The organism is Pseudomonas sp. PVC-3-1 (assembly GCF_057444315.1).
In genome coordinates this window covers 4122118-4146122 of record NZ_CM172023.1, presented here as the reverse complement: position 1 = coordinate 4146122, position 24005 = coordinate 4122118, and the positions used below count along the sequence as shown (strand labels likewise).

General features: G+C 62.3%; 23 protein-coding genes. 20 read left to right on the top strand and 3 right to left on the bottom strand.

Translation table 11 applies throughout. The annotated features are described in order from the left end of the window. Position 1: 1 nt before the first annotated feature. The 3 genes from aat (at position 2) to infA (ending at position 1770) form a co-directional block, all read left to right on the top strand. Positions 2–706 carry a leucyl/phenylalanyl-tRNA--protein transferase gene (gene aat / locus AC2T4A_RS19150; RefSeq protein ID WP_486741533.1) on the top strand — a complete coding sequence of 235 codons (705 nt, stop codon included), beginning with the start codon at positions 2–4 and terminating at the stop codon, positions 704–706. A gap of 31 nt (positions 707–737) precedes the next feature. Further along, positions 738–1445 (top strand): arginyltransferase, encoded by a 708-nt coding sequence (locus AC2T4A_RS19145; protein WP_416751479.1) that lies wholly within the window; start codon positions 738–740, stop codon positions 1443–1445. Between the two features lie 106 nt (positions 1446–1551). Continuing rightward, positions 1552–1770: a translation initiation factor IF-1 gene (gene infA, locus AC2T4A_RS19140; protein ID WP_002553999.1), complete on the top strand. Its 219-nt coding sequence runs from the start codon at positions 1552–1554 to the stop codon at positions 1768–1770. A gap of 86 nt (positions 1771–1856) precedes the next feature. On the opposite strand, the gene clpA is transcribed toward infA, so the two are convergent. Both clpA and clpS read right to left on the bottom strand, forming a co-directional pair. Beyond that, entirely contained in the window at positions 1857–4130 is a 2274-nt protein-coding gene (gene clpA / locus AC2T4A_RS19135) for an ATP-dependent Clp protease ATP-binding subunit ClpA (RefSeq protein ID WP_054909435.1), read from the bottom strand. Positions 4131–4158: 28 nt separating this feature from the next. Continuing rightward, on the bottom strand, positions 4159–4521 hold the full coding sequence (clpS, locus tag AC2T4A_RS19130; RefSeq protein WP_138526520.1) for an ATP-dependent Clp protease adapter ClpS: 363 nt from the start codon (positions 4519–4521) through the stop codon (positions 4159–4161). 228 nt (positions 4522–4749) lie between these two features. On the opposite strand from clpS, the gene cspD reads away from it, so the two are divergent. Next, positions 4750–5025: a cold shock domain-containing protein CspD gene (cspD, locus tag AC2T4A_RS19125; RefSeq protein WP_045214920.1), complete on the top strand. Its 276-nt coding sequence runs from the start codon at positions 4750–4752 to the stop codon at positions 5023–5025. A 73-nt stretch (positions 5026–5098) separates the two neighbouring features. Here cspD and icd read toward each other — a convergent pair whose 3' ends face one another. Then, entirely contained in the window at positions 5099–6352 is a 1254-nt protein-coding gene (gene icd / locus AC2T4A_RS19120; RefSeq protein ID WP_416751486.1) for an NADP-dependent isocitrate dehydrogenase, read from the bottom strand. Between the two features lie 357 nt (positions 6353–6709). Between icd and AC2T4A_RS19115 the strand changes: the two genes are divergently transcribed. The 16 genes from AC2T4A_RS19115 to nuoF all read left to right on the top strand — a co-directional run bounded on the left by AC2T4A_RS19115 (position 6710) and on the right by nuoF (position 23891). Continuing rightward, positions 6710–8932 carry an NADP-dependent isocitrate dehydrogenase gene (locus AC2T4A_RS19115; protein WP_416751488.1) on the top strand — a complete coding sequence of 741 codons (2223 nt, stop codon included), beginning with the start codon at positions 6710–6712 and terminating at the stop codon, positions 8930–8932. Between the two features lie 103 nt (positions 8933–9035). Further along, the gene (locus tag AC2T4A_RS19110; RefSeq protein ID WP_416751490.1) at positions 9036–9479 is read left to right on the top strand and encodes an NUDIX hydrolase; all 444 of its coding nucleotides are present in this window, start codon (positions 9036–9038) and stop codon (positions 9477–9479) included. 71 nt (positions 9480–9550) lie between these two features. Beyond that, positions 9551–10678: a tRNA 2-thiouridine(34) synthase MnmA gene (mnmA, locus tag AC2T4A_RS19105; protein WP_486741532.1), complete on the top strand. Its 1128-nt coding sequence runs from the start codon at positions 9551–9553 to the stop codon at positions 10676–10678. Beyond that, positions 10675–11295: a high frequency lysogenization protein HflD gene (hflD, locus tag AC2T4A_RS19100; protein WP_045214777.1), complete on the top strand. Its 621-nt coding sequence runs from the start codon at positions 10675–10677 to the stop codon at positions 11293–11295. The genes mnmA and hflD overlap by 4 nt, the downstream gene beginning before the upstream one ends. A gap of 96 nt (positions 11296–11391) precedes the next feature. Then, positions 11392–12762, top strand: a complete 1371-nt coding sequence (gene purB / locus AC2T4A_RS19095; RefSeq protein WP_416751494.1) for an adenylosuccinate lyase — start codon at positions 11392–11394, stop codon at positions 12760–12762. Between the two features lie 60 nt (positions 12763–12822). Next, complete coding sequence (locus tag AC2T4A_RS19090) at positions 12823–13998, top strand: ribosomal protein uL16 3-hydroxylase (RefSeq protein WP_138215500.1); 1176 nt, start codon at positions 12823–12825, stop codon at positions 13996–13998. Then, on the top strand, positions 13991–14419 hold the full coding sequence (locus AC2T4A_RS19085; protein WP_017517103.1) for a GNAT family N-acetyltransferase: 429 nt from the start codon (positions 13991–13993) through the stop codon (positions 14417–14419). Before AC2T4A_RS19090 ends, AC2T4A_RS19085 begins: the two co-directional genes overlap by 8 nt. 22 nt (positions 14420–14441) lie before the next feature. After that, positions 14442–15068 (top strand): DUF7931 domain-containing protein, encoded by a 627-nt coding sequence (locus AC2T4A_RS19080; protein WP_486741531.1) that lies wholly within the window; start codon positions 14442–14444, stop codon positions 15066–15068. 20 nt (positions 15069–15088) lie between these two features. Continuing rightward, on the top strand, positions 15089–15880 hold the full coding sequence (locus AC2T4A_RS19075) for a secretin N-terminal domain-containing protein (RefSeq protein ID WP_486743698.1): 792 nt from the start codon (positions 15089–15091) through the stop codon (positions 15878–15880). A gap of 510 nt (positions 15881–16390) precedes the next feature. Further along, positions 16391–17986 (top strand): isocitrate lyase, encoded by a 1596-nt coding sequence (locus AC2T4A_RS19070; protein WP_054909443.1) that lies wholly within the window; start codon positions 16391–16393, stop codon positions 17984–17986. A gap of 186 nt (positions 17987–18172) precedes the next feature. Further along, a complete protein-coding gene (locus AC2T4A_RS19065) occupies positions 18173–18664 on the top strand; it encodes a DUF4442 domain-containing protein (protein ID WP_478379623.1) in 492 nt (163 codons plus the stop codon). Positions 18665–19105: 441 nt separating this feature from the next. Beyond that, positions 19106–19519, top strand: a complete 414-nt coding sequence (locus AC2T4A_RS19060; protein WP_017517108.1) for an NADH-quinone oxidoreductase subunit A — start codon at positions 19106–19108, stop codon at positions 19517–19519. Between the two features lie 10 nt (positions 19520–19529). Further along, on the top strand, positions 19530–20207 hold the full coding sequence (locus AC2T4A_RS19055; RefSeq protein WP_045214755.1) for a NuoB/complex I 20 kDa subunit family protein: 678 nt from the start codon (positions 19530–19532) through the stop codon (positions 20205–20207). Between the two features lie 59 nt (positions 20208–20266). Beyond that, positions 20267–22048 (top strand): NADH-quinone oxidoreductase subunit C/D, encoded by a 1782-nt coding sequence (gene nuoC / locus AC2T4A_RS19050; RefSeq protein ID WP_045214752.1) that lies wholly within the window; start codon positions 20267–20269, stop codon positions 22046–22048. Then, positions 22045–22545: an NADH-quinone oxidoreductase subunit NuoE gene (gene nuoE / locus AC2T4A_RS19045; protein WP_169887231.1), complete on the top strand. Its 501-nt coding sequence runs from the start codon at positions 22045–22047 to the stop codon at positions 22543–22545. Before nuoC ends, nuoE begins: the two co-directional genes overlap by 4 nt. Next, positions 22542–23891: an NADH-quinone oxidoreductase subunit NuoF gene (gene nuoF / locus AC2T4A_RS19040; protein ID WP_045214748.1), complete on the top strand. Its 1350-nt coding sequence runs from the start codon at positions 22542–22544 to the stop codon at positions 23889–23891. The genes nuoE and nuoF overlap by 4 nt, the downstream gene beginning before the upstream one ends. Positions 23892–24005 lie beyond the last annotated feature (114 nt).

Here is a 24005-nt window from a genome sequence, read left to right as displayed (position 1 = left end):
TATGCTCAAGTGGCTTTCCCGTAGCAACTTCGACTTTCCACCCCTCGACAAGGCCCTGCATGAGCCCAACGGCCTGCTTGCGGCCGGTGGAGACCTCAACCCGCAGCGCCTGATCCAGGCCTACCGCCATGGCTGCTTCCCCTGGTACCAGGACGGCCAGCCGATTCTCTGGTGGTCGCCTGACCCGCGCACCGTAGTCTTCCCGGAAGAGCTGCACGTCTCCCGCAGCCTCGCCAAGTTCATCCGCCAGCAGCAGTACCAGGTGACCATCGATCAGGCATTCGAGCAGGTCATCCATGGCTGCGCGGGCCCGCGCGATTACGCCGACGGCACCTGGATCACCACCCCGATGCAGGACGCCTATTGCCAATTGCACCGCCTGGGCGTTGCTCACTCCGCGGAAGCCTGGCAAGGCGACGAGTTGGTCGGCGGGCTTTATGGCCTGGCCATCGGCCGCCTGTTTTTCGGCGAATCCATGTTCAGCCGCGCCGACAATGCCTCCAAGGTCGCCTTCGTTGCTCTGGTGCAGCGCCTGAAGGCCGCCGGCTTCGTGCTGATCGACTGCCAGATGCCGACCCAGCATCTGCACAGCTTCGGCGCCCGCGCCATTTCCCGCCGCGAATTCGCCAGTTACCTGCGCCGTCATCTCGACGAAACACCTTCGCAGGACTGGACTTCGCGAGCGGACCTGCTCAGCCTGTCTTAAACTTGCCTGAGGGACCTCGCAGGGGTTGAAGATGACCGAGCTCGCCCGCCTGAAGTTTTACGCCACACAACCGCATCCATGCAGCTATCTGCCCGAAGAACAGGCGACTACCCTGTTCCTCGATCCCAGCCAGCCCATGGACGCGCAGTTGTACGCCTCGCTGTCCGAGGTGGGCTTCCGGCGTAGCGGCGAGCACCTCTACCGGCCGCACTGCCAGCACTGCACAGCCTGCATACCTGCGCGCATTCCGGCTACGGGCTTCCAGCCCAGTCGCCAGCAGAAGCGCATCATCAAGCGCAATGTCGACCTGGAGGTAATCCGCAAGCGCCCCGCCTTCACTGAGGAGTACTACGCGCTGTACATGCGTTACATCGAGCAGCGCCATGCCGACGGGGACATGTACCCGCCTAGCCGCGACCAGTTCGCCACCTTCCTGGTGCGCGACCTGCCGTTCAGCTGCTTCTTCGAATTCCGCCTGCAAGGCCGCCTGCTCGCCGTCGCCGTGACGGATGTGTTGCCGAACGGCCTTTCCGCTGTCTATACCTTCTACGACCCGGACGAAGAGCGCCGCAGCCTCGGCCGATTCGCCATCCTCTGGCAGGTCGCCGAGACCGAACGGCTGAACCTGCACGCCGTCTACCTGGGCTACTGGATCAAGAATTGCCGCAAGATGAACTACAAGACCCAGTACCGCCCGATCGAGCTTTTCGTGAACCAGCGCTGGGTGGCATTGAACTGACGCGAAAACACCCATTGGCGTTGTGGGGCGATTTCAGGCACACTATGTGCCTTTTTTAATGGCCTGAAACACTTCAGGCAATCTTAGATACCGAGGGTTCTACTGCATGTCGAAAGAAGACAGCTTCGAAATGGAAGGCACTGTCGTCGACACCCTGCCCAACACCATGTTCCGCGTGGAGTTGGAAAACGGGCACGTCGTTACCGCGCACATCTCCGGGAAGATGCGCAAGAATTACATCCGCATCCTGACCGGCGACAAGGTTCGCGTTGAACTGACGCCCTACGACCTCTCCAAGGGTCGCATCACCTACCGCGCTCGCTGACAGACGGTAGGTGCCGGCAAAAACCGGCACACAGAAAAACGCCCGGCATTGCCGGGCGTTTTCGTTTGGGCCTTGCATTTCAATCGTCAGGCCGGCTCTGCGGCAATCACCTCGAACTCGAAGGCCAGTTCGCCATCCTTCAGGTCGACGTGAGCAACACCACCATGCTCGGCCAGCTCGCCAAACAGGATCTCCTCGGCCAGCGGCCGCTTGATCTTGTCCTGGATGAGGCGCGCCATCGGACGGGCACCCATTTGCGGGTCATAGCCCTTGTCCGCCAGCCAGACTCGAGCCGAATCGCTGACCTCGATCTGCACGTGCTTGTCCTCCAGCTGCGCCTGCAGCTCGGTAAGGAACTTGTCGACGATGCTCTTGATGGTCTCGTGACTCAGGCGGCCGAACTGAATAATGGTGTCCAGGCGGTTGCGGAACTCCGGCGTGAAGCTCTTCTTGATCACTTCCATGGCGTCGCTGGTGTGATCCTGCTGCGTGAAGCCGATGGAGGCCCGCGCCGCGGTTTCCGCGCCGGCGTTGGTAGTCATGATCAGGATGACGTTGCGGAAATCCGCCTTGCGCCCATTGTTGTCGGTCAGCGTGCCGTGATCCATCACCTGCAGCAGCAGGTTGAAGACTTCCGGGTGCGCCTTCTCGATCTCGTCCAGCAGCAGCACGCAGTGCGGCGTCTTGGTGATCGCCTCGGTGAGCAGGCCACCCTGGTCGAAACCGACGTAACCCGGAGGCGCACCGATCAGACGGGACACGGTATGCCGCTCCATGTACTCGGACATGTCGAAGCGCACCAGCTCCACACCCAGCGCCTTGGCCAGCTGGCGAGCCACCTCGGTCTTGCCCACCCCGGTCGGGCCGGAGAACAGGAAGGAACCGACAGGCTTGTCCGGCGACTTGAGGCCGGCGCGTGACAGTTTGATGGCAGTGGACAGCGATTCGATCGCCGCGGCCTGTCCGAACACGGTCAGTTTCAGATCACGCTCAAGGTTACGCAGCAGTTCTTTATCGGAGCTGGACACGTGCTTGGGCGGAATCCGTGCGATCTTCGCGACGATGTCCTCGACCTGCGGCACTTCGATGCGCTTCACACGCTTCTCTTCCGGCTGCAGGCGCTGGTAGGCACCGGCTTCGTCGATTACGTCGATGGCCTTGTCCGGCATGTGCCGGTCATTGATGTAGCGCGCAGCCAGCTCGGCAGCGGCACGCAACGCTTCATCGCTGTACTCGATGTGGTGGTGCTGCTCGAAGCGCGGTTTCAGGCCTTTCAGGATGCCGAAGGTGTCCTCGACGGACGGCTCGGTGACGTCGACTTTCTGGAAGCGACGCGCCAGCGCGCGATCCTTCTCGAAGATGCCGCGGAATTCCTGGAAGGTGGTTGAGCCGATGCAACGGATCTCACCGGACGACAGCAGTGGCTTCAGCAGGTTGGACGCATCCATCACCCCGCCCGAGGCCGCACCAGCACCGATGATGGTGTGGATTTCATCGATGAACAGCACCGCATGCGGGCGCTTGCGCAGCTCGTTGAGCAGTGCCTTGAAGCGCTTCTCGAAGTCGCCACGGTACTTGGTGCCCGCCAGCAGCGCCCCCAGGTCCAGGGAGTAGACGACACTGTCGGACAGCAGGTCCGGCACCTGGCCATCGACAATGCGCTTGGCCAGGCCTTCGGCGATAGCGGTCTTGCCGACACCCGCCTCGCCAACCAGCAGCGGGTTGTTCTTGCGGCGACGAGCCAGGATTTGCGCGACGCGCTCGACTTCCGATTCGCGACCGACCAGCGGGTCGATGCGCCCCTGGCGCGCCAGGTCGTTCAGGTTGCTGGCATAGGCATCCAGCGGATGGCTGGAAGTGGAGGACTCGCCGCCCTCCTCGTCCTGCATCTCCTGCTCGCTGTCCTGATGCTCGGCATGCCCGGGCACCTTGGAGATGCCATGGGCGATGTAGTTGACCACGTCGATCCGCGCGACGCTCTGCTGCTTGAGCAGGAACACCGCCTGGCTTTCCTGCTCGCTGAAGATGGCAACCAGTACGTTGGCGCCGGTGACTTCGCGCTTGCCGGAACTCTGCACGTGGAATACGGCACGCTGCAGGACACGCTGGAAGCCCAGGGTCGGCTGGGTTTCGCGATCCTCGTCGTGCTGGGGAATCAGCGGCGTGGTGGAATCGATGAACTCCTGCAGGTCTCGCCGCAGCTTGTCCAGATTCGCACCGCACGCCTTCAGAACCGTCGCGGCAGCTTCATTATCCAGAAGCGCCAACAGCAAGTGCTCAACGGTCATGAACTCATGCCGCTTCGCCCGCGCCTCCTTGAAGGCGAGATTGAGGGTGACTTCGAGCTCTCGATTCAACATGACTTCACCTCGCTCCCAAACATCCGCATCAACCTTCTATCTCAATTTCGCACAACAGTGGATGTTGGCTCTCCCTCGCATATTGATTGACCTGCATGGCTTTGGTTTCCGCGACATCGCGGGTAAAGGTCCCGCAGTGCGCCTTGCCCTGGGTATGCACAGTCAACATGACCTTGGTTGCCTGCTCGCGGTTCATGTTGAAATACAGCTCGAGCACCTCAACCACGAAATCCATCGGGGTGTAATCATCGTTGAACATGATGACCCGATACATGGACGGCGCCTTCAGGGCAGGTTTGGCTTCCTCAACCGCCAGCCCCGTTCCGTCGTCTTCCAATGGATCCGGGCGGTCCTGATTGAATGTTAGTCGAATCTGGCTACTTGCATGCATGCTGGAATAAAAGCTTTGCGAGTGGGTGAATGAGTGGGCCGGCCGGAGTTTGAATCGCCTCTCAGGCCCAGACGACGCCGCCTTGACTAACGGCAAAAGGGTGTTACAACCAAAGGATACCCCCCGGAGGGTATCAGGAGTTCCGGACGCCAGTCTTTAGAAAAAGGCATAGCGGAATAGTAGTGGATGATACTCCAGCGATGGAGTCCTTTGCAGAGGGATATCAGCATGCTTAGCGGTAAGGTCAAGTGGTTCAACAACGCCAAGGGCTATGGTTTCATCCTGGCTGATGGCCGAGATGAGGACCTGTTTGCTCATTACTCGGCAATCCAGATGGATGGCTACAAGACACTCAAGGCCGGCCAACCCGTCAGTTTCGAGATCCTGCAAGGTCCGAAGGGGTTGCACGCGGTGAACATCCAGCCCGTCAACGCCAATGCATCCACCCCATCCGCGCAGACTGCTCCGAGCAGCGAGGTAGAGAACCTCACGGCGGAAGCCTGATTCGTCAAGGATCAGACGAAACGAAAAAGGCCGGCAGCAAGCCGGCCTTTTTCATGGGCGGGGAATCACCCGGTTACATCTTGGCGATGATCGCGTCGCCGAACTCGGAGCACGACAGCAGCTTGGCGCCGTCCATCAGTCGCTCGAAGTCATAGGTCACGGTCTTGGCGGCGATGGCGCCGTTCACACCGTCGATGATCAGGTCGGCCGCTTCAGGCCAGCCCATATGGCGCAGCATCATCTCGGCAGAGAGGATCACCGACCCCGGGTTCACCTTGTCCAGGCCCGCGTACTTGGGCGCAGTGCCGTGGGTCGCCTCGAACATGGCCACCGAGTCGGACAGATTGGCGCCCGGCGCGATGCCGATGCCGCCGACCTCCGCCGCCAGGGCATCGGACAGGTAATCGCCGTTCAGGTTGAGGGTGGCAATCACATCGTATTCGGCCGGGCGCAGCAGGATCTGCTGCAGCATGGCATCGGCGATCACGTCCTTCACCACGATGTTCTTGCCCGTATTGGGGTTCTTGAACTGCATCCACGGGCCGCCGTCGAGCAACTGAGCACCGAACTCGTCGCGAGCGATCTCATAGCCCCAGTCCTTGAACGCACCCTCGGTGAATTTCATGATGTTGCCCTTGTGGACGATGGTGACGGAGTCACGATCATTGTCCACGGCGTACTGCAGGGCCTTGCGCACCAGGCGCTTGGTGCCCTCCTGGGAAACCGGCTTGATGCCGATGCCGCAGTTGTCGGTGAAGCGGATCTTCTTGACGCCCATTTCCTCGGTGAGGAATTTGATGACCTTCTGCGCCTCAGGGGTGCCGGCCTTCCATTCGACGCCGGCATAGATGTCTTCGGAGTTCTCGCGGAAGATCACCATGTCCACATCGCCGGGCTTCTTCACCGGGCTCGGTACGCCTTCGAACCAGCGAACCGGGCGCAGGCAGACATAAAGGTCCAATTGCTGGCGCAAGGCCACGTTCAGGGAGCGGATTCCGCCACCCACCGGCGTGGTCAGCGGGCCCTTGATGGACACAACGTAATCGCGAACGGCATCCAGGGTTTCCTGGGGCAGCCAGGTGTCCTGGTCGTAGACCTGGGTGGCCTTTTCGCCGGCGTAGACTTCCATCCACGCAATCTTGCGGTCGCCTTTGTAGGCTTTCTCGACGGCGGCGTCGACGACCTTGATCATGACCGGACTGATATCGACGCCAATGCCATCGCCCTCGATGAAGGGGATGATCGGGTTCTTCGGTACATTCAAGGACATATCGGCGTTGACGGTGATTTTGTCACCGGCCGGCACCTGGATCTTTTGGTATCCCATGCTGAACTCCGCTTTTTGGTTGAAACCCTCTTGCAGCCACTGAGGGTAGCTCACAAGCCGGTAATCGAACCACATCATTCCTTAGTCTAAAAAAGGGACACGCTTCACCCCGCCTTTAGGGTGGTATACTGGCCGGCATGACTTAATGGTCATCGAGGTCCGAGCAGTCTGGGACCAGACTCTCTCCTCGCAGCGGCGCACGTCCTCACCAGGATCCCGCCGTACAACGCTCTACTGGCGCCCCAATATCCCCGCGGCAAATCTCGAAGGTCGGTCAACCACTTCGCTGACCGCAAGCGTGTACCAACGCGATTCGAGACTCTGTGCGCGCCCAGCAAAGAAGAGAGTTAGAACGAGATGTCCATCCGCTCGAAGATCACCTACACCTTCACCGACGAAGCACCCGCCCTTGCCACCTATTCGCTTCTTCCTATCGTAAAAGCCTTTGCCGCTTCCGCCGGCATCGACGTCGAGACCCGCGACATCTCTCTTTCGGGCCGTATCCTGGCCTCCTTCGCTGACAAGCTCGGCGACAAGGCGATCGAAGACGATCTGGCCTACCTGGCCCAACTGGCCACCGACTCCAAAGCCAACATCATCAAGCTGCCGAACATCTCCGCTTCGGTGCCGCAGCTCAAGGGCGCCATCGCCGAGCTGCAGAAACTGGGCTACGCCGTTCCGGACTTCCCGGAAGACCCGCAGACCGACGCAGAGAAAGACACTCGCGCCCGCTACGCCAAGGTACTGGGCAGCGCCGTGAACCCGGTCCTGCGTGAAGGCAACTCCGACCGCCGCGCCCCGGCCGCCGTGAAAGCTTACGCCCGCAAGCACCCGCACAGCATGGGCAAGTGGAGCATGGCTTCGCGCTCCCACGCCGACTACATGCGTGGCGGCGACTTCTTCTCCAGCGAGCAGTCGGTCACCATCCCGAAGGCCGGTGAAGTCCGCATCGAGTTCGTCGGCAAGGACGGCAAGGTCGAGACCAAGAAGACCCTGAAGATGCAGGACGGCGAAGTCCTCGACAGCATGTTCATGAGCTGCAGCAAACTGCGCGCCTTCTTCGAGAAGACCCTGCAGGACTGCAAGGAAACCGGCGTCATGTGGTCCCTGCACGTCAAGGCCACGATGATGAAGATCTCCCACCCGATCGTCTTCGGCCACGCCGTCACCGTCTACTACAAGGACGTGTTCGAGAAGTACGGCCAGCTGTTCGAAGAGCTGGGCGTGAACCCGAACAACGGCATCTCCAGCGTCTACGACAAGATCAAGTCGCTGCCGGCCTCGCAGCAGGAAGAGATCCTGCACGACATCCACGAGGTGTACAGCCACCGTCCGGAAATGGCGATGGTCGACTCGGTCAAGGGCATCACCAACCTGCACATCCCCAGCGACGTGATCGTCGACGCCTCCATGCCGGCCATGATCCGCAACTCGGGTCAGATGTGGGGCAAGGACGGCAAGCAGAAAGACACCAAAGCGGTAATGCCGGAAAGCACCTACGCCCGCATCTACCAGGAAATGATCAACTTCTGCAAAACCAACGGCGCGTTCGACCCGACCACCATGGGCAGCGTACCGAACGTCGGCCTGATGGCGCAGAAGGCCGAGGAATACGGTTCCCACGACAAGACCTTCGAACTGGAAGCTGACGGCGTGATGCGCGTCGTCGACGCCGACGGCAAGGTCCTGATGCAGCACGAAGTACAAGCCGGCGACATCTGGCGCGCCTGCCAGACCAAGGACGCCCCGATCCGTGACTGGGTCAAGCTGGCCGTTACCCGTGCCCGCGCCTCCAACACCCCGGCCATCTTCTGGCTGGACCCGGAGCGCGCCCACGACAACGAGCTGCGCAAGAAGGTCGAGCTGTACCTGAAGGACCACGACCTGACCGGCCTGGACATCAGCATCAAGGGTTACAACGAAGCCATCCGCACCAGCATGGAGCGCCAGCTGCGCGGCCTGGACACCATCTCGGTGACCGGCAACGTCCTGCGCGACTACCTAACCGACCTGTTCCCGATCATGGAACTGGGCACCTCGGCCAAGATGCTGTCCATCGTTCCGCTGATGGCGGGCGGCGGCATGTACGAAACCGGCGCCGGCGGCTCGGCTCCGAAACACGTACAGCAGCTGGTGGAAGAGAACTACCTGCGCTGGGATTCCCTGGGCGAGTTCCTGGCCCTGGCCGTCTCCTTCGAGGAAGAAGGCATCAAGACCGACAACGCCAAGGCCAAGGTACTGGGCAAGACCCTGGACATCGCCACTGGCAAGCTGCTCGACAACAACAAGTCGCCGTCGCGCAAGATCGGTGAGATCGACAACCGCGGCAGCCACTTCTACCTGGCCATGTACTGGGCCCAGGCCCTGGCCGAACAGAATGACGACGCCGAGCTGAAGGCTCACTTCGCCACCCTGGCCAAGACCCTGACCGAGAAGGAAGCGGCCATCGTCGCCGAACTGAACGGCGTCCAGGGCAAGCCGGCGGAAATCGGCGGCTACTACCGTTCCAACCCGGAGCTGACCAGCCAGGTCATGCGCCCGAGCGCGACCTTCAACGCCGCGATCGACGCACTGGCGTAAGCCACTTCGCGTGACACCAGAACCCCCGGGCCTTCCCGGGGGTTCTGCTTTCTGCGCCCCGCCACGTTAAACTCGCGCCTTTTCGAACCACGAGACCAGATTCATGCGCTGGCTAGCACACGTCACCGTCGCCACCATCGTCGAAGACCAGGGCCGCTTCCTGCTGGTGGAAGAAATGTCCGCTGACAAAAAACAGGTGTTCAACCAGCCGGCCGGCCACCTGGAAGCCAACGAAACGCTGCTCGAAGCCGCCGTGCGCGAAACCCTCGAGGAAACCGGCTGGGACGTCGAGCTGACGGCCGTCACCGGCATCTACCTGTACACCGCGCCAAGCAACGGCGTGACCTACCAGCGCGTCTGCTTTGCAGCCCGCCCTGTGCGCCATAACCCCGAGCGCGCACTGGACGACGGCATCCTCGGCGCCCGCTGGCTGACCCGCGATGAACTGGCCGACCAGCCCGAGCGCTGGCGCAGCCACCTGGTATTGCGCTGCATCGACGATTACCTGGAAGGCGAGCGTTTCCCGCTGAGCCTGATCCGCACCTGAGCCCCAACCGAGCCTGAGCCGCTCGGCTCTGGTAGAATCCCCGCCTTTACCTGCACCCGTGATGCGCCACCATGTCTGATTCCCTGAAAGCCCCGCAGAACACCCGCGTCATCGTCGGCATGTCCGGCGGCGTGGACTCCTCCGTCTCCGCCCTCCTCCTCAAGGAACAGGGCTACCAGGTGGAGGGCCTGTTCATGAAAAACTGGGAAGAGGACGACGGCACCGAATACTGCACCGCCATGACCGACCTGGCCGATGCCCAGGCCGTCTGCGACCGCCTCGGCGTCAAGCTTCACACCGCCAACTTCGCCGCGGAATATTGGGACAACGTCTTCGAGCACTTCCTCGAAGAGTACAAGGCCGGCCGCACGCCGAATCCGGACATCCTCTGCAACCGCGAGATCAAGTTCAAAGCCTTCCTCGACTACGCCGTCGCCCTCGGCGCCGACCTGATCGCCACCGGCCACTACGTGCGCCGTCGCGACATCGACGGCCGCAGCGAGTTGCTCAAGGGCCTGGACCCGAACAAGGACCAGAGCTACTTCCTCCATGCCGTGGGCGGCGAGCAGATCGGCAAGACCCTGTTCCCGGTCGGCGAACTGGAAAAGCCCGAAGTGCGCGCCATCGCCGAAAAATACAGCCTGGCCACCGCGAAGAAGAAGGACTCCACCGGCATCTGCTTCATCGGTGAGCGCCGCTTCAGCGACTTCCTCAAGCAGTACCTGCCGGCCCAGCCGGGCGACATCGAGACCACCGACGGCCAGGTCATCGGCAAGCATGTCGGCCTGATGTACCACACCATCGGCCAGCGCCAGGGCCTGGGTATCGGCGGCCTGAAGAACGCCGACGACAGCCCGTGGTACGTGCTGGAGAAGGACCTGGCGCGCAACGTCCTGGTCGTCGGCCAGGGCAACGACCATCCGTGGCTGTTCTCCCGCGCCCTGCACGCCTCGCACATCTATTGGGTCAACCCCATCGGCCTGGACCAGCCCAAGGCCCTGCGCGCCAAGGTGCGCTACCGCCAGGCCGACCAGGACTGCGTACTGGAGCGCACCGAGAACGGCTACCGTGCCGTCTTCGACGAGCCGCAGCGCGCTGTCACTCCCGGCCAGTCCGTCGTCTTCTATGACGGCGAAGTCTGCCTGGGCGGTGGTGTCATCGAATCCGCAGAACCCGCGTTCGCTAAGGACCGTACATGAGCGATCTGCACGACCAGATCATCGCACTCTCCGGCGTCTTCGAAGCCGCCGCCCTGGTAGACCGCCTGGCCCGCACCGGCCAGGTTCCCGAGGCACCGCTGGGCTGCATGCTCGGAAGCCTGCTGGTGCGCGACCCGAAGACCACCCTCGACGTCTACGGCGGCGACACTGCCAACCTGCGCGAGGGCTTCCGCGCCCTGGTCAGCGCCCTCGAGCGCGACCCCAACAGCCTGCAGCGCGAACCGCTGCGCTACGCGCTCTCGCTGATCGGCCTGGAACGCCAGCTGAACAAGCGCGACGACATGCTCGACATCATGGGCACCCGCCTGGACCAGATCCAGCAACAGGTACAGCACTTCGGCCTGGTCCACGAGAACGTCATCGCCTCCTGCGCCGGTCTTTACCAGGACACCCTGAGCACCTTCCGCCAGCGCATCCAGGTGCATGGCGACATGCGCCACCTGCAGATCAACGCCAACGCTGCGCGCATCCGCGCCCTGCTGTTGGCCGGTATCCGCTCCGCGCGCCTGTGGCGACAGCTCGGCGGCAACCGCTGGCAGATGCTGTTCAGCCGGAAGAAAATGCTGAACGAACTGCGCCCTCTGCTGCGCGGCTGAAACACGCCCTTGCGGTCGCCGCAAGGGCGACCGGTTCGCGCCATTCGTGTATGATGTGCGCCCTTTTCGTTGACCGACAGCTACGAGAACGCCCCCATGCAGCTTTCCTCCCTTACCGCGGTTTCCCCCGTTGACGGCCGTTACGGCAGCAAAACCAGCGCCCTGCGTCCGATCTTCAGCGAATACGGTCTGATCCGTTTCCGCGTCCTGGTGGAGGTTCGCTGGTTGCAGCGTCTCGCCGCCCATGCCGGCATCCCTGAAGTGGCGCCCTTCTCCGCCGAAGCCAACGCCCTGCTGAACCAGCTGGCAGACGACTTCCAGCTGGAGCATGCGCAACGCATCAAGGACATCGAGCGCACCACCAACCACGACGTCAAAGCCGTGGAATACCTGCTCAAGGAACAAGCCGCCAAGCTGCCGGAACTGGCCAAGGTCAGCGAGTTCATCCACTTCGCCTGCACCTCCGAGGACATCAACAACCTGTCCCACGCCCTGATGCTGCGCGAAGGCCGCGACACCGTACTGCTGCCGTTGATGCGCCAGATCGCCGACTCCATCCGCGAGCTCGCGATCAAGTTCGCCGACGTGCCGATGCTCTCGCGCACCCACGGCCAGCCGGCCTCCCCGACCACCCTGGGCAAGGAACTGGCCAACGTCGTCTACCGTCTGGAGCGCCAGATCAAGCAAGTTGCTTCGGTCGAGCTGCTGGGCAAGATCAACGGCGCCGTGGGCAACTACAACGCCCACCTGTCGGCCTACCCGCAAGTGGACTGGGAAGCCAACGCCCGCGAATTCATCGAAGGTGACCTGGGCCTGAACTGGAACCCCTACACCACCCAGATCGAACCGCACGACTACATCGCTGAACTGTTCGACGCCGTCGCACGCTTCAACACCATCCTCATCGACTTCGACCGCGACATCTGGGGCTACATCTCCCTGGGCTACTTCAAGCAGAAGACCATCGCTGGCGAGATCGGCTCCTCGACCATGCCGCACAAGGTCAACCCGATCGACTTCGAGAACTCCGAAGGCAACCTCGGCATCGCCAACGCACTGCTCCAGCACCTGGCCAGCAAACTGCCGATCTCCCGCTGGCAGCGCGACCTGACTGACTCCACCGTGCTGCGCAACCTGGGCGTCGGCTTCGCTCACAGCGTCATCGCCTACGAAGCCAGCCTCAAGGGCATCAGCAAGCTGGAACTGAACGCCGCGCGCATCGCCGACGACCTGGACGCCTGCTGGGAAGTCCTGGCCGAGCCGGTACAGACCGTCATGCGCCGCTACGGCATCGAGAACCCCTACGAGAAGCTCAAGGAGCTGACCCGCGGCAAAGGCATCAGCGCCGAAGCCCTGCAGGTGTTCATCGAGGGCCTCGACATGCCGGCAGAAGCCAAGGCCGAGCTGAAGCAACTGACTCCCGCGAACTACATCGGTAACGCTGCCGCCCAGGCCAAGCGCATCTGAGATTCGCCCTGACTTTGCACGCCCGGCTGTGCCGGGCGTTTTTGTTTCAAGGACTTACACATGAATCCTGCTATTCCTCTTCAGCTTTTGGGCGGCATCAGCGCCGAAGAATTCCTCCGCGATTACTGGCAGAAAAAGCCCCTGCTGGTGCGCCAGGCCATCCCCGACTTCAAGAGCCCGCTTGACCCTGACGAGCTGGCTGGCCTCGCCCTGGAAGAGATGATCGAATCGCGCATCGTCCTCGAACACGGCGACAGCCCTTGGGAACTGCGCCGCGGCCCGTTCCAGGAAGACACCTTCAGCCAGATGCCCGAGCGCGACTGGACCCTGCTGGTACAGGCCGTCGACCAGTTCATCCCGGAAGTCGCCGAGCTGCTGGAACACTTCAAGTTCCTGCCCAGCTGGCGCATCGATGACGTGATGATCAGCTACGCCGCTCCCGGCGGCGGCGTTGGCCCGCACTTTGACAACTACGACGTATTCCTGCTGCAGGGCCACGGCCGTCGCCGCTGGAAAGTCGGCCAGACCTGCGACGCCAGCAGCCCGATGCTGCCGCACGCCGACCTGCGCATCCTCGCCGAATTCGAAGAAAGCGCCGACTGGGTACTGGAGCCCGGCGACATGCTCTACCTGCCGCCGCGCGTAGCCCACTACGGCATCGCCGAAGACGACTGCATGACTTACTCGGTCGGCTTCCGCGCCCCCAGCGCTGCCGAAGTACTGACCCACTTCACCGACTTCCTCGCCCAGTTCCTTTCCGACGAAGAGCGCTACAGCGACGCCGGAATGGCAGCGATGAAAGGCGACTTCGACCAGCACCAGATCCAGCGCGACGCCCTTGATCGCCTGAAAAACCTGCTGCAGGAGCACATGAGCGACGAACGCCTGCTGCTCACCTGGTTCGGCCAGTTCATGACCGAGCCGCGCTATCCGGAACTGGTAGCCGGCGAGGAGATCGAGGAAGACGACCTGACCGCCGCCATCGAAGACGGCGAGGTATTGATCCGCAACCCCAGCGCCCGCATGGCCTGGAGCGAAGTGGACGTCGGCCTGCTGCTGTTCGCCAGCGGCCAGACCGTGGTCCTGCCGGAAAAACTGCGCGATCTGCTCAAGCTGGTGTGCTCGGCTGAATCGCTGCACGAAGGGAATCTCGGCCAATGGCTGGCCGACGACGATGGGCGTAAGCTCATCGGAGAACTGATCAAACAGGGCAGTCTGGAGTTTGCCGATGAGTAGCAAGATCAGGGTTCGCGTCGCGGACTGGCAAAAGGATAATGCCGATCTGCGGCGCATTCGCGAGGCGGTGTTCATCGCCGAGCAATCGGTCCCGCCGGAACTCGAATGGGACGCCGAGGATGTCGAAGCCGTGCACTTCCTGGCCTTCGAAGGCGACTACGCCATCGGTACCGCCCGCCTCCTGCCGGACGGGCACATCGGCCGGGTGTCGGTCCTCAAGGACTGGCGCGGCCTGAAGGTCGGCGACCTGCTGATGCGCGCCGCCATCGAGCAGGCAGAAAGCCAGGGGCTGCAGCGCCAGTTGCTGACAGCCCAGGTCTACGCCATTCCCTTCTACGAACGGCTAGGCTTCCAGGTAGCCAGCGGCGAATTCCTCGACGCCGGCCTCCCCCACGTGGACATGGTGCGCGAAAGCGCCTGAGCAGCGACCAGCAAGGAGCGACATGGATAACGCCCCGGACCAAGACGACCTCCCGGTAGAACTGCCGGACATCGAGTTTCAGTCACCGGGGCGTTTTGCCGTCCACAACCCGCCCAGCGAAGCCCTGCCGCCCGCCATCCTGGAACCTGCGCCATTCCGGCTCGGCCAGGGCGACGGGCTGCACCGCTTCAACAAGCCTGACGACGCTCGCGCCCACGCCCTGGCGCTGATCCAGCAGGCACGCCGCGCGCTTTATCTCTACACCCCCGACCTGGAGCCCTGGCTGTATCACCACAGCAGCATCCAGGAAGCCTGCACCCAACTGCTGCTGGGCAATCCGCGCAACCGCCTGATGATCCTGGTGCGCGACAGCACGCGCGCCGTAAAGGAAGGCCATCGCCTGCTCAACCTCAGCCGCCGACTGTCCAGCTACTGCCAGATCCGCCGGATAAACCCCGACTACCCGAGCGAGGAACCTGCCTTCCTGCTCGCCGACGACTGCGGCCTGCTGCTGCGCCCGGAACCGGGCGAGTATGCCGGCTACGCGCACTACAACGACGCCGGCCGCGTCCGCCAGCTGATTGCGCAATTCGAACAGACCTGGAACACCAGCGTCCTCGACCCGAACCTGCGGAGTTTCCTGATTTGAACCTACGCCCTCTCACCCTGATGCTTGCCTGCGCCCTCAGCCTTAGCGTCGTTGCCGCGCCGCGCACCGAGATCATCCCGCTCAACTACCGCACCGCCGAAGACGTGCTACCAGTGGCGCAGCAGGTACTGGGCAACGAAGGCCGGGTTACCGCCTACGGCAACCAACTGGTAGTGAATGCCGAACTGGCGAAGATCCGCGAACTGCAGCAGGTGCTCGAACAGCTTGATACCCGCCCACACCAGTTGCTGATCAGCCTCGATACGGTCGACGGCAGCCAAGGCAGCCAGAGCGGCTACTCGGTGAATGGTTCGGTCAGCGCCGGCAACGTGGAGATCCAGTCCGGCCGCGGCGAAGTGAATGGTCGCGACCAGGTGCGCATCATCAATCGCTCCACCAACAGCCGCGGTGGCGGCACCCAGCAGGTCCGCGCCACCGAAGGCTCGCCCGCCTTCATCCAGGTTGGCCAGAGCCAGCCGGTGACCAACGCCGGCATCGGCCCCTACGGCCAGGTCTACAGCCAGACCGAATACCGCGACGCCAACCAGGGCATGTACGTGACCGCGAGCCTCTCCGGCAATCTCGTGCACATCACCCTGAGCACTCGCAACGATCGCTTCAACGGCAATTACCAGGGATCGATGAACACCAGCTCCACCGATACCCGGGTCAGCGGTCCGATCGGCCAATGGATCGAGATAGGAGGCGTCAGCGAGAGCAACCAGAGCACCCAGAGCGGCTTTGCCCGCCAGTACAGCACCCAGGGCCGCAGCGACAGCAGCCTGCGAGTGAAGGTCGAAGTGCTCGACTAATCCTTCCGTACCTGACTTCCCAGTCTTCGTTAGACCTTCGTGTAGTAGTCCAAAAAAAACACTACAAAACGTTTGACGAACGCTCGTTTGAAAGTGCATGATGGCCTCGCTCCCGCTAACCAGAGGGCCTCAAAGCCCTTCGGACCGAGCCAGTGGCCCACCCGCCATGCAGGTCCGTGTTGTTAAGCCCACAAGGCGGATCGACGAGGTTGCGACTGGCAAGAGGTTGTCCTGAGGGACGGGGAAGCAAGCCTAAGCAACAGTACGAAGTGACGGATTCAGCCGTCCACCATCGCCCAACGGCTGCCACGAGCCGGCAAGCGATTCTGGATGTCACCGCTGCAGTCACCCGTCTGTACGCCGCGCCACCCCACTCCTCCAGCGTCACTCCTCCTTTCGGTCGTACCTTCGCCATCCCGCGGCGAGCAACCCGCAGTCAAATCCGTTTCGATACAGGTTTTGAGTGGGTAAGTCGGTGCTCAACCAAACACATACTTTGAAGGATTGACCATGTCCGCTTATCAAAACGACATCAAGGCCGTTGCCGCTCTGAAAGAGAAAACCGGTAACAGCTGGAGCGCTATCAACCCCGAGTCGGTTGCCCGCATGCGCGCTCAGAACCGCTTCAAGACTGGTCTCGACATCGCCAAGTACACTGCGGCCATCATGCGCAAGGACATGGCCGAGTATGACGCCGACACCTCAGTCTACACCCAGTCGCTGGGTTGCTGGCACGGCTTCATCGGTCAGCAGAAGCTGATCTCGATCAAGAAGCACCTGAAGACCACCAACAAGCGCTACCTCTACCTGTCCGGCTGGATGGTTGCCGCGCTGCGTTCCGACTTCGGCCCGCTGCCCGACCAGTCCATGCACGAGAAAACCGCCGTTTCCGGCCTGATCGAAGAGCTGTACACCTTCCTGCGCCAGGCTGACGCCCGTGAGCTGGACCTGCTCTTCACCGCCCTGGACAGCGCTCGCGCCGCCGGCGACAAAGCCAAGCAGGACGAAATCCAGGCCCAGATCGACGGCTACGAAACCCACGTAGTACCGATCATCGCCGACATCGACGCCGGCTTCGGCAACCCGGAAGCCACCTACCTGCTGGCCAAGAAAATGATCGAAGCGGGTGCTTGCTGCATCCAGATCGAAAACCAGGTTTCCGACGAGAAGCAGTGCGGCCACCAGGACGGCAAAGTGACCGTTCCGCACGAAGACTTCCTCGCCAAGATCAACGCCGTTCGCTACGCGTTCCTCGAGCTGGGTGTTGACGACGGCGTGATCGTCGCCCGTACCGACTCCCTGGGCGCCGGCCTGACCAAGCAGATCGCCGTGACCAAAGAGCCGGGCGACCTGGGCGACCAGTACAACTCCTTCCTGGATTGCGAGGAAGTTTCCGCTGCCGAGCTGCAGAACGGTGACGTGGTGATCAACCGCGGCGGCAAGCTGCTGCGTCCGAAGCGCCTGGCCTCCAACCTGTTCCAGTTCCGCAAGGGCACCGGCGAAGACCGTTGCGTCCTCGACTGCATCACCTCGCTGCAGAACGGCGCCGACCTGCTGTGGATCGAAACCGAGAAGCCGCACGTTGGCCAGATCAAGGGCATGGTTGACCGCATTCGTCAGGTCATCCCGAACGCCAAGCTGGTGTACAACAACAGCCCGTCGTTCAACTGGACCCTGAACTTCCGCCAGCAGGTGTTCGATGCATTCGTCGCCGAAGGCAAGGACGTTTCCGCCTACGACCGCGCCAAGCTGATGAGTGTCGAGTACGACGAGACCGAACTGGCCCAGGTTGCTGACGAGAAGATCCGTACCTTCCAGCGCGATGGCTCTGCCCACGCCGGCATCTTCCACCACCTGATCACCCTGCCGACCTACCACACCGCCGCTCTGTCGACCGACAACCTGGCCAAAGGCTACTTCGCCGACCAGGGCATGCTGGCCTACGTGAAAGGCGTTCAGCGTCAGGAACTGCGTCAGGGTATCGCCTGCGTCAAGCACCAGAACATGGCTGGCTCGGACATCGGCGACAACCACAAAGAGTACTTCGCTGGCGAAGCCGCTCTGAAAGCCTCGGGTAAAGACAACACCATGAACCAGTTCCACTAAGAACTGGCTCACCGGCCCCTCGGGGCTGGCAGGCTCAACGAAACCCCGGCCTCGGCCGGGGTTTTGCTTTTTGCGCTTGGCCGAACCGCCAGACATCTTCTCCCCGCCCGCCAAGGGCAGGCTCACCTCCGCATGCCAGCCTCGTGCTTCCTTTTATATGAATGGAAACGCCCCTCCATGAAAGGTATGCCCAAGCGCAACCGCCTCGCACTCGCCGCCCAGCTCATCCAGCGCCTGCCGCGCCGCCTTCACGAGCCACTGCTCAGCCGACTGTTCTGCTCCCAGGTGCGCTTCGCCGGCACGGCTGGCGTGCGCATCCAGAAGCTCTCCGACAGCGAAGTGCGCATGAGCCTGGCCAACCACCGCCGCGCCCGCAATCACATCGGCGGCGTTCACGCCGCGGCCATGGCGCTGCTGGCCGAATCCGCCAGCGGCTGCATGGTTGGCATGAACCTGCCGGACCACAAGCTGCCACTGATCAAGACCCTCAAGGTGGACTACCTGCGGAGGGCTAGCGGTAGCCTGCGCGCCATCGCCACGCTGACACAGGAGCAGCGCCGCGCAATGCTGGAAGAGGATCGAGGTGAGGCTCTGGTACAGGTCACGCTTCTGGACGATTCCGGAGCCGAGCCGGTGCGCTGCGAGATGCACTGGGCGTGGGTTCGGAAGGGAAATTGAACCACCTGGAAACCTGAGCGACCAACGAATTCACAGAGGAATAATTCGAAGTCCGATACCGGGGGAAATAAAAGCCGCGGCGCTTATATGTAGTAAAGTTACGGATATACGACACTGCAAATGATAATATTTATCATTTATAGAATATCGATCTATTGCGGACAAATACCTCGAAAGTACTATTCGACCAAAGCCGAAGTGCCGTCACACTAGGCATCCAGAGCCGCGCAAACAGGGCGCTACGGGAAATGCAAAAGCCTTTTGCCCGAAATAGAAGCATCTGTTTGTGTTGGAAAAATTTACTTGCTGAAGGCTTTGGGCATAAAATTGGAAAGATGACCTGAACCCTTAGCTCACTATCCTTGAGTTGTCGGGTTCGCAGTAGTCAGGCGTTGCGCCTGGAACCCAAGACAATCGTTATTTGTAGGAAGGAGTATCGGCATGCCCAATCCAGCTGAACTTGCAGCTCAACACTGGGGACTCGCCGCCTTCCTTTTAGGAGTGCTGGGCCTGCTCGCCTTCATGCTAGGGGTTTCCAGCCTGCTTGGCAGTAAGGCATTTGGTCGCAGCAAGAACGAACCGTTCGAATCGGGGATCGTTCCTACCGGCAGCGCACGTCTGCGTCTGTCGGCAAAATTCTATCTGGTCGCGATGCTCTTCGTGATCTTCGACGTCGAAGCCCTCTTCCTTTTCGCCTGGTCAGTGTCCGTCCGTGAAAGCGGCTGGGCCGGTCTGATCGAGGCAACCATTTTCATAGCAATTCTGTTGGCAGGTCTTGTCTACCTGTGGCGTATCGGCGCGCTCGATTGGGCGCCGGCGGCACGTCGCGCACGGCAGGCGAAGCTAAAACAATGAGGCTTTGGCGATGCAATACAAACTTACCCGGATCGATCCGGATGCGCCCAACGATCAATACCCGATCGGCGAACGCGAAACGGTAGAAGACCCGCTCATCGAAGGGCAGGTCCACAAGAACATCTTCATGGGCAAGCTCGAGGATGTTCTCAACGGTGCGGTGAACTGGGGTCGCAAGAACTCCCTGTGGCCGTACAACTTCGGGTTGTCCTGCTGCTACGTGGAGATGACCACGGCGTTTACCGCGCCGCACGACATCGCCCGTTTCGGCGCCGAAGTGATCCGTGCATCGCCGCGCCAGGCTGACTTCATGGTCATCGCCGGCACCTGCTTCATCAAGATGGCTCCGGTCATCCAGCGCCTGTACGAGCAGATGCTGGAACCCAAGTGGGTGATCTCGATGGGGTCGTGCGCCAACTCCGGCGGCATGTACGACATCTACTCGGTCGTTCAGGGGGTCGACAAGTTCCTCCCCGTGGACGTGTACATCCCCGGCTGCCCGCCCCGTCCGGAGGCGTTCCTGCAAGGCCTGATGCTGCTGCAGGAATCCATCGGCCAGGAGCGTCGTCCGTTGTCCTGGGTTGTAGGCGATCAAGGCGTCTATCGCGCCGACATGCCTGCCCAGAAGGATCTCAAGCGCGAACAGCGCATTGCGGTCACCAACCTGCGCAGCCCCGACGAAGTGTGATCCGGCCCTCCACGAGAGGCCCGTTTTCACTCCACCGTTGACCGAGTGACTTAAAGACTATGAATGCAGACTCCGCTCTGTACATCCCGCCTTACAAGGCAGACGACCAAGATATCGTCGTCGAACTGAATTCCCGCTTTGGCGCCGAGACCTTCACCGTCCAGGCCACCCGCACCGGCATGCCGGTGCTCTGGGTTGCCCGTGAGCGCCTGATCGACGTCCTCACCTTCCTGCGCAATGTGCCCAAGCCGTACGTCATGCTCTATGACCTGCACGGCGTGGACGAGCGCCTGCGCACCCACCGTCGCGGCCTGCCGGGCGCCGACTTCAGCGTGTTCTACCACCTGATGTCGCTCGAGCGAAATAGTGACGTGATGATCAAGGTCGCCTTGTCCGAAGGCGACCTCAACGTGCCCACCGCCACCCGTATCTGGCCGAACGCCAACTGGTACGAGCGTGAGGTCTGGGACATGTACGGGATCACCTTCAATGGTCACCCGCACCTGACCCGCATGCTGATGCCGCCGACCTGGGAAGGTCACCCGCTGCGCAAGGACTACCCGGCGCGCGCCACCGAGTTCGATCCCTACGCGCTGTCCGCCGCCAAGCAGGACCTCGAGCAGGAAGCGCTGCGCTTCAAGCCCGAAGACTGGGGCATGAAGCGCCACGGCGAGAACGAGGACTTCATGTTCCTCAACCTCGGCCCGAACCACCCTTCCGCGCACGGTGCGTTCCGCATCATCCTGCAGCTGGATGGTGAAGAGATCCTCGACTGCGTTCCGGAGATCGGCTACCACCACCGTGGCGCCGAGAAGATGGCCGAGCGTCAGTCCTGGCACAGCTTCATCCCCTACACCGACCGTATCGACTACCTCGGCGGTGTAATGAACAACCTGCCGTACGTGCTCTCGGTCGAGAAGCTCGCCGGCATCAAGGTGCCGCAGCGCGTTGACGTCATCCGCATCATGATGTCGGAGTTCTTCCGCATCCTGAACCACCTCCTCTACCTGGGTACCTACATCCAGGACGTGGGTGCGATGACCCCGGTGTTCTTCACCTTCACCGACCGCCAGCGCGCCTACAAGGTCGTCGAAGCCATCACCGGCTTCCGCCTGCACCCGGCCTGGTACCGCATCGGTGGCGTCGCCCACGACCTGCCGCGCGGCTGGGACAAGCTGGTCCGCGAATTCCTCGACTGGATGCCCAAGCGCCTGGACGAGTACGAAACCGCCGCCCTGAAGAACAGCATCCTGCGTGGCCGTACCATCGGCGTTGCCCAGTACAACACCAAGGAAGCGCTGGAGTGGGGCACCACCGGCGCCGGCCTGCGCGCCACCGGCTGTGATTTCGACCTGCGTAAAGCCCGCCCCTACTCCGGCTACGAGAACTTCGAGTTCGAAGTGCCGCTGGCGGCCAACGGCGACGCCTACGACCGCTGCATGGTCAAGATGGGTGAAATGCGCCAGAGCCTGCGCATCATCGAGCAGTGCCTGAAGAACATGCCCGAAGGCCCGTACAAGGCCGACCACCCGCTGACCACGCCGCCGCCCAAAGAGCGCACGCTGCAGCACATCGAAACCCTGATCACCCACTTCCTGCAGGTTTCCTGGGGCCCGGTCATGCCGGCCAACGAAGCCTTCCAGATGGTGGAAGCGACCAAGGGCATCAACAGCTACTACCTGACGAGCGATGGCAGCACCATGAGCTACCGGACCCGCATCCGGACGCCCAGCTTCCCGCACCTGCAGCAGATTCCGTCGGTGATCAACGGCAGCATGATCGCTGACCTGATCGCCTATCTGGGCAGTATCGACTTCGTTATGGCCGACGTGGACCGCTGATCATGAGTACCCTAATCCAGACTGATCGTTTCGAACTCAGCGAAACCGAGCGCTCGGCCATCGAGCACGAAATGCATCACTACGAGGACTCCCGCGCGGCGTCCATCGAAGCCCTGAAGATCGTCCAGAAGCAGCGCGGCTGGGTGCCGGACGGTGCCATCCCGGCGATTGCCGACATCCTCGGTATCCCCGACAGCGACGTCGAAGGCGTGGCTACCTTCTATAGCCAGATCTTCCGCCAGCCGGTCGGCCGCCACATCATTCGCGTTTGCGACAGCATGGTCTGCTACATCGGCGGCCACGAGTCCGTGGTTGGCGAGATCCAGAAGCAGCTGGGCATCGGCCTCGGCCAGACCACCGCCGACGGCCGCTTCACCCTGCTGCCGGTGTGCTGCCTGGGCAACTGCGACAAGGCACCGGCGATGATGATCGATGACGACACCTTCGGCGACCTGCGTCCCGACGGCGTCGCCAAACTGCTGGAGGCCTACGCATGAGTCGCCTCACCTCCTACGGCACGCCCAACCGCACCGCGCGCGCGGCCGAAACCCATCCGCTGACCTGGCGCCTGCGTGACGACGGCGCTCCGGTCTGGCTGGAGGAGTACCAGTCGAAGAATGGCTATGCCGCCGCGCGCAAGGCGCTGGCGCAGATGGCCACCGACGACATCGTCCAGACCGTCAAGGACTCCGGCCTCAAGGGCCGCGGCGGTGCGGGCTTCCCCACCGGCGTGAAGTGGGGCCTGATGCCCAAGGACGAATCCCTCAACATCCGCTACCTGCTGTGCAACGCGGACGAGATGGAGCCCAACACGTGGAAGGACCGCATGCTCATGGAGCAGCTGCCGCACCTGCTGGTGGAAGGCATGCTGATCTCCGCGCGCGCCCTCAAGGCCTACCGCGGCTACATCTTCCTGCGCGGCGAGTACGTCGACGCGGCTCGCAACCTGAACCGCGCCATCGAGGAAGCCAAGGCCGCCGGCCTGCTGGGCAAGAACATCCTCGGCAGCGGCTTCGATTTCGAGCTGTTCGTGCACACCGGCGCCGGCCGCTACATCTGCGGTGAAGAGACTGCGCTGATCAACTCGCTGGAAGGCCGTCGCGCCAACCCGCGCTCCAAGCCGCCCTTCCCCGCCGCCGTTGGCGTCTGGGGCAAGCCGACCTGCGTGAACAACGTCGAGACCCTGTGCAACGTCCCGGCGATCGTCGAGCACGGCGTGGACTGGTACAAGGGTCTGGCCCGTCCGGGCAGCGAAGACATGGGCACCAAGCTCATGGGCTTCTCCGGCAAGGTGAAGAACCCCGGCATCTGGGAACTGCCCTTTGGCCTTCCGGCCCGCGAGCTGTTCGAGGATTACGCCGGCGGCATGCGCGATGGCTACAAGCTCAAGGCCTGGCAGCCGGGCGGCGCCGGTACCGGCTTCCTCCTGCCGGAACACCTGGACGCGCTGTTCTACGCCGGCGGCGTCGCCAAGGTTGGCACCCGTATGGGTACCGGTCTGGCCATGGCGGTGGACGACAGCGTCAACATGGTCTCCCTGCTGCGCAACATGGAAGAGTTCTTCGCCCGTGAGTCGTGCGGCTGGTGCACTCCGTGCCGCGACGGCCTGCCGTGGAGCGTGAAGGTACTGCGCGCACTGGAGAAAGGCGAAGGCGCCCAGGGCGACCTGGAAACCCTCGAACAGCTCGTCAACTTCCTCGGCCCGGGCAAGACCTTCTGTGCCCACGCACCAGGTGCCGTCGAGCCGCTGGGCAGCGCACTGAAGTATTTCCGTCCTGAGTTCGAAGCGGGCATTTCCCGCCAGGCTCAGGCCGTACAAGCACCGCAGACCGTCGGCGCTTGATGCTTTGATCGCCGGGCGCTGCGCCCGGCGTTGTTTCGTTGTTGTGCCGCGGCGTACCGCCGGCCCGATGAAACCGTGATTTCTATTAGCCACGCCCGCTGACAACGGGCCAAC

Bases quoted from the DNA above. Each gene is read 5' to 3' on its own strand.
- clpA (WP_054909435.1), bottom strand. From the start codon at position 4,130: ATGTTGAATCGAGAGCTCGAAGTCACCCTCAATCTCGCCTTCAAGGAG.
- icd (WP_416751486.1), bottom strand. From the start codon at position 6,352: ATGGGATACCAAAAGATCCAGGTGCCGGCCGGTGACAAAATCACCGTC.
- mnmA (WP_486741532.1), top strand. From the start codon at position 9,551: ATGTCTGATTCCCTGAAAGCCCCGCAGAACACCCGCGTCATCGTCGGC.
- AC2T4A_RS19090 (WP_138215500.1), top strand. From the start codon at position 12,823: ATGAATCCTGCTATTCCTCTTCAGCTTTTGGGCGGCATCAGCGCCGAA.
- AC2T4A_RS19075 (WP_486743698.1), top strand. From the start codon at position 15,089: ATGCTTGCCTGCGCCCTCAGCCTTAGCGTCGTTGCCGCGCCGCGCACC.
- clpS (WP_138526520.1), bottom strand. From the start codon at position 4,521: ATGCATGCAAGTAGCCAGATTCGACTAACATTCAATCAGGACCGCCCG.
- AC2T4A_RS19145 (WP_416751479.1), top strand. From the start codon at position 738: ATGACCGAGCTCGCCCGCCTGAAGTTTTACGCCACACAACCGCATCCA.
- infA (WP_002553999.1), top strand. From the start codon at position 1,552: ATGTCGAAAGAAGACAGCTTCGAAATGGAAGGCACTGTCGTCGACACC.
- AC2T4A_RS19115 (WP_416751488.1), top strand. From the start codon at position 6,710: ATGTCCATCCGCTCGAAGATCACCTACACCTTCACCGACGAAGCACCC.
- AC2T4A_RS19065 (WP_478379623.1), top strand. From the start codon at position 18,173: ATGCCCAAGCGCAACCGCCTCGCACTCGCCGCCCAGCTCATCCAGCGC.
- AC2T4A_RS19070 (WP_054909443.1), top strand. From the start codon at position 16,391: ATGTCCGCTTATCAAAACGACATCAAGGCCGTTGCCGCTCTGAAAGAG.
- purB (WP_416751494.1), top strand. From the start codon at position 11,392: ATGCAGCTTTCCTCCCTTACCGCGGTTTCCCCCGTTGACGGCCGTTAC.
- AC2T4A_RS19055 (WP_045214755.1), top strand. From the start codon at position 19,530: ATGCAATACAAACTTACCCGGATCGATCCGGATGCGCCCAACGATCAA.
- AC2T4A_RS19110 (WP_416751490.1), top strand. From the start codon at position 9,036: ATGCGCTGGCTAGCACACGTCACCGTCGCCACCATCGTCGAAGACCAG.
- AC2T4A_RS19085 (WP_017517103.1), top strand. From the start codon at position 13,991: ATGAGTAGCAAGATCAGGGTTCGCGTCGCGGACTGGCAAAAGGATAAT.
- nuoC (WP_045214752.1), top strand. From the start codon at position 20,267: ATGAATGCAGACTCCGCTCTGTACATCCCGCCTTACAAGGCAGACGAC.
- hflD (WP_045214777.1), top strand. From the start codon at position 10,675: ATGAGCGATCTGCACGACCAGATCATCGCACTCTCCGGCGTCTTCGAA.
- nuoF (WP_045214748.1), top strand. From the start codon at position 22,542: ATGAGTCGCCTCACCTCCTACGGCACGCCCAACCGCACCGCGCGCGCG.
- AC2T4A_RS19080 (WP_486741531.1), top strand. From the start codon at position 14,442: ATGGATAACGCCCCGGACCAAGACGACCTCCCGGTAGAACTGCCGGAC.
- AC2T4A_RS19060 (WP_017517108.1), top strand. From the start codon at position 19,106: ATGCCCAATCCAGCTGAACTTGCAGCTCAACACTGGGGACTCGCCGCC.
- cspD (WP_045214920.1), top strand. From the start codon at position 4,750: ATGCTTAGCGGTAAGGTCAAGTGGTTCAACAACGCCAAGGGCTATGGT.
- aat (WP_486741533.1), top strand. From the start codon at position 2: ATGCTCAAGTGGCTTTCCCGTAGCAACTTCGACTTTCCACCCCTCGAC.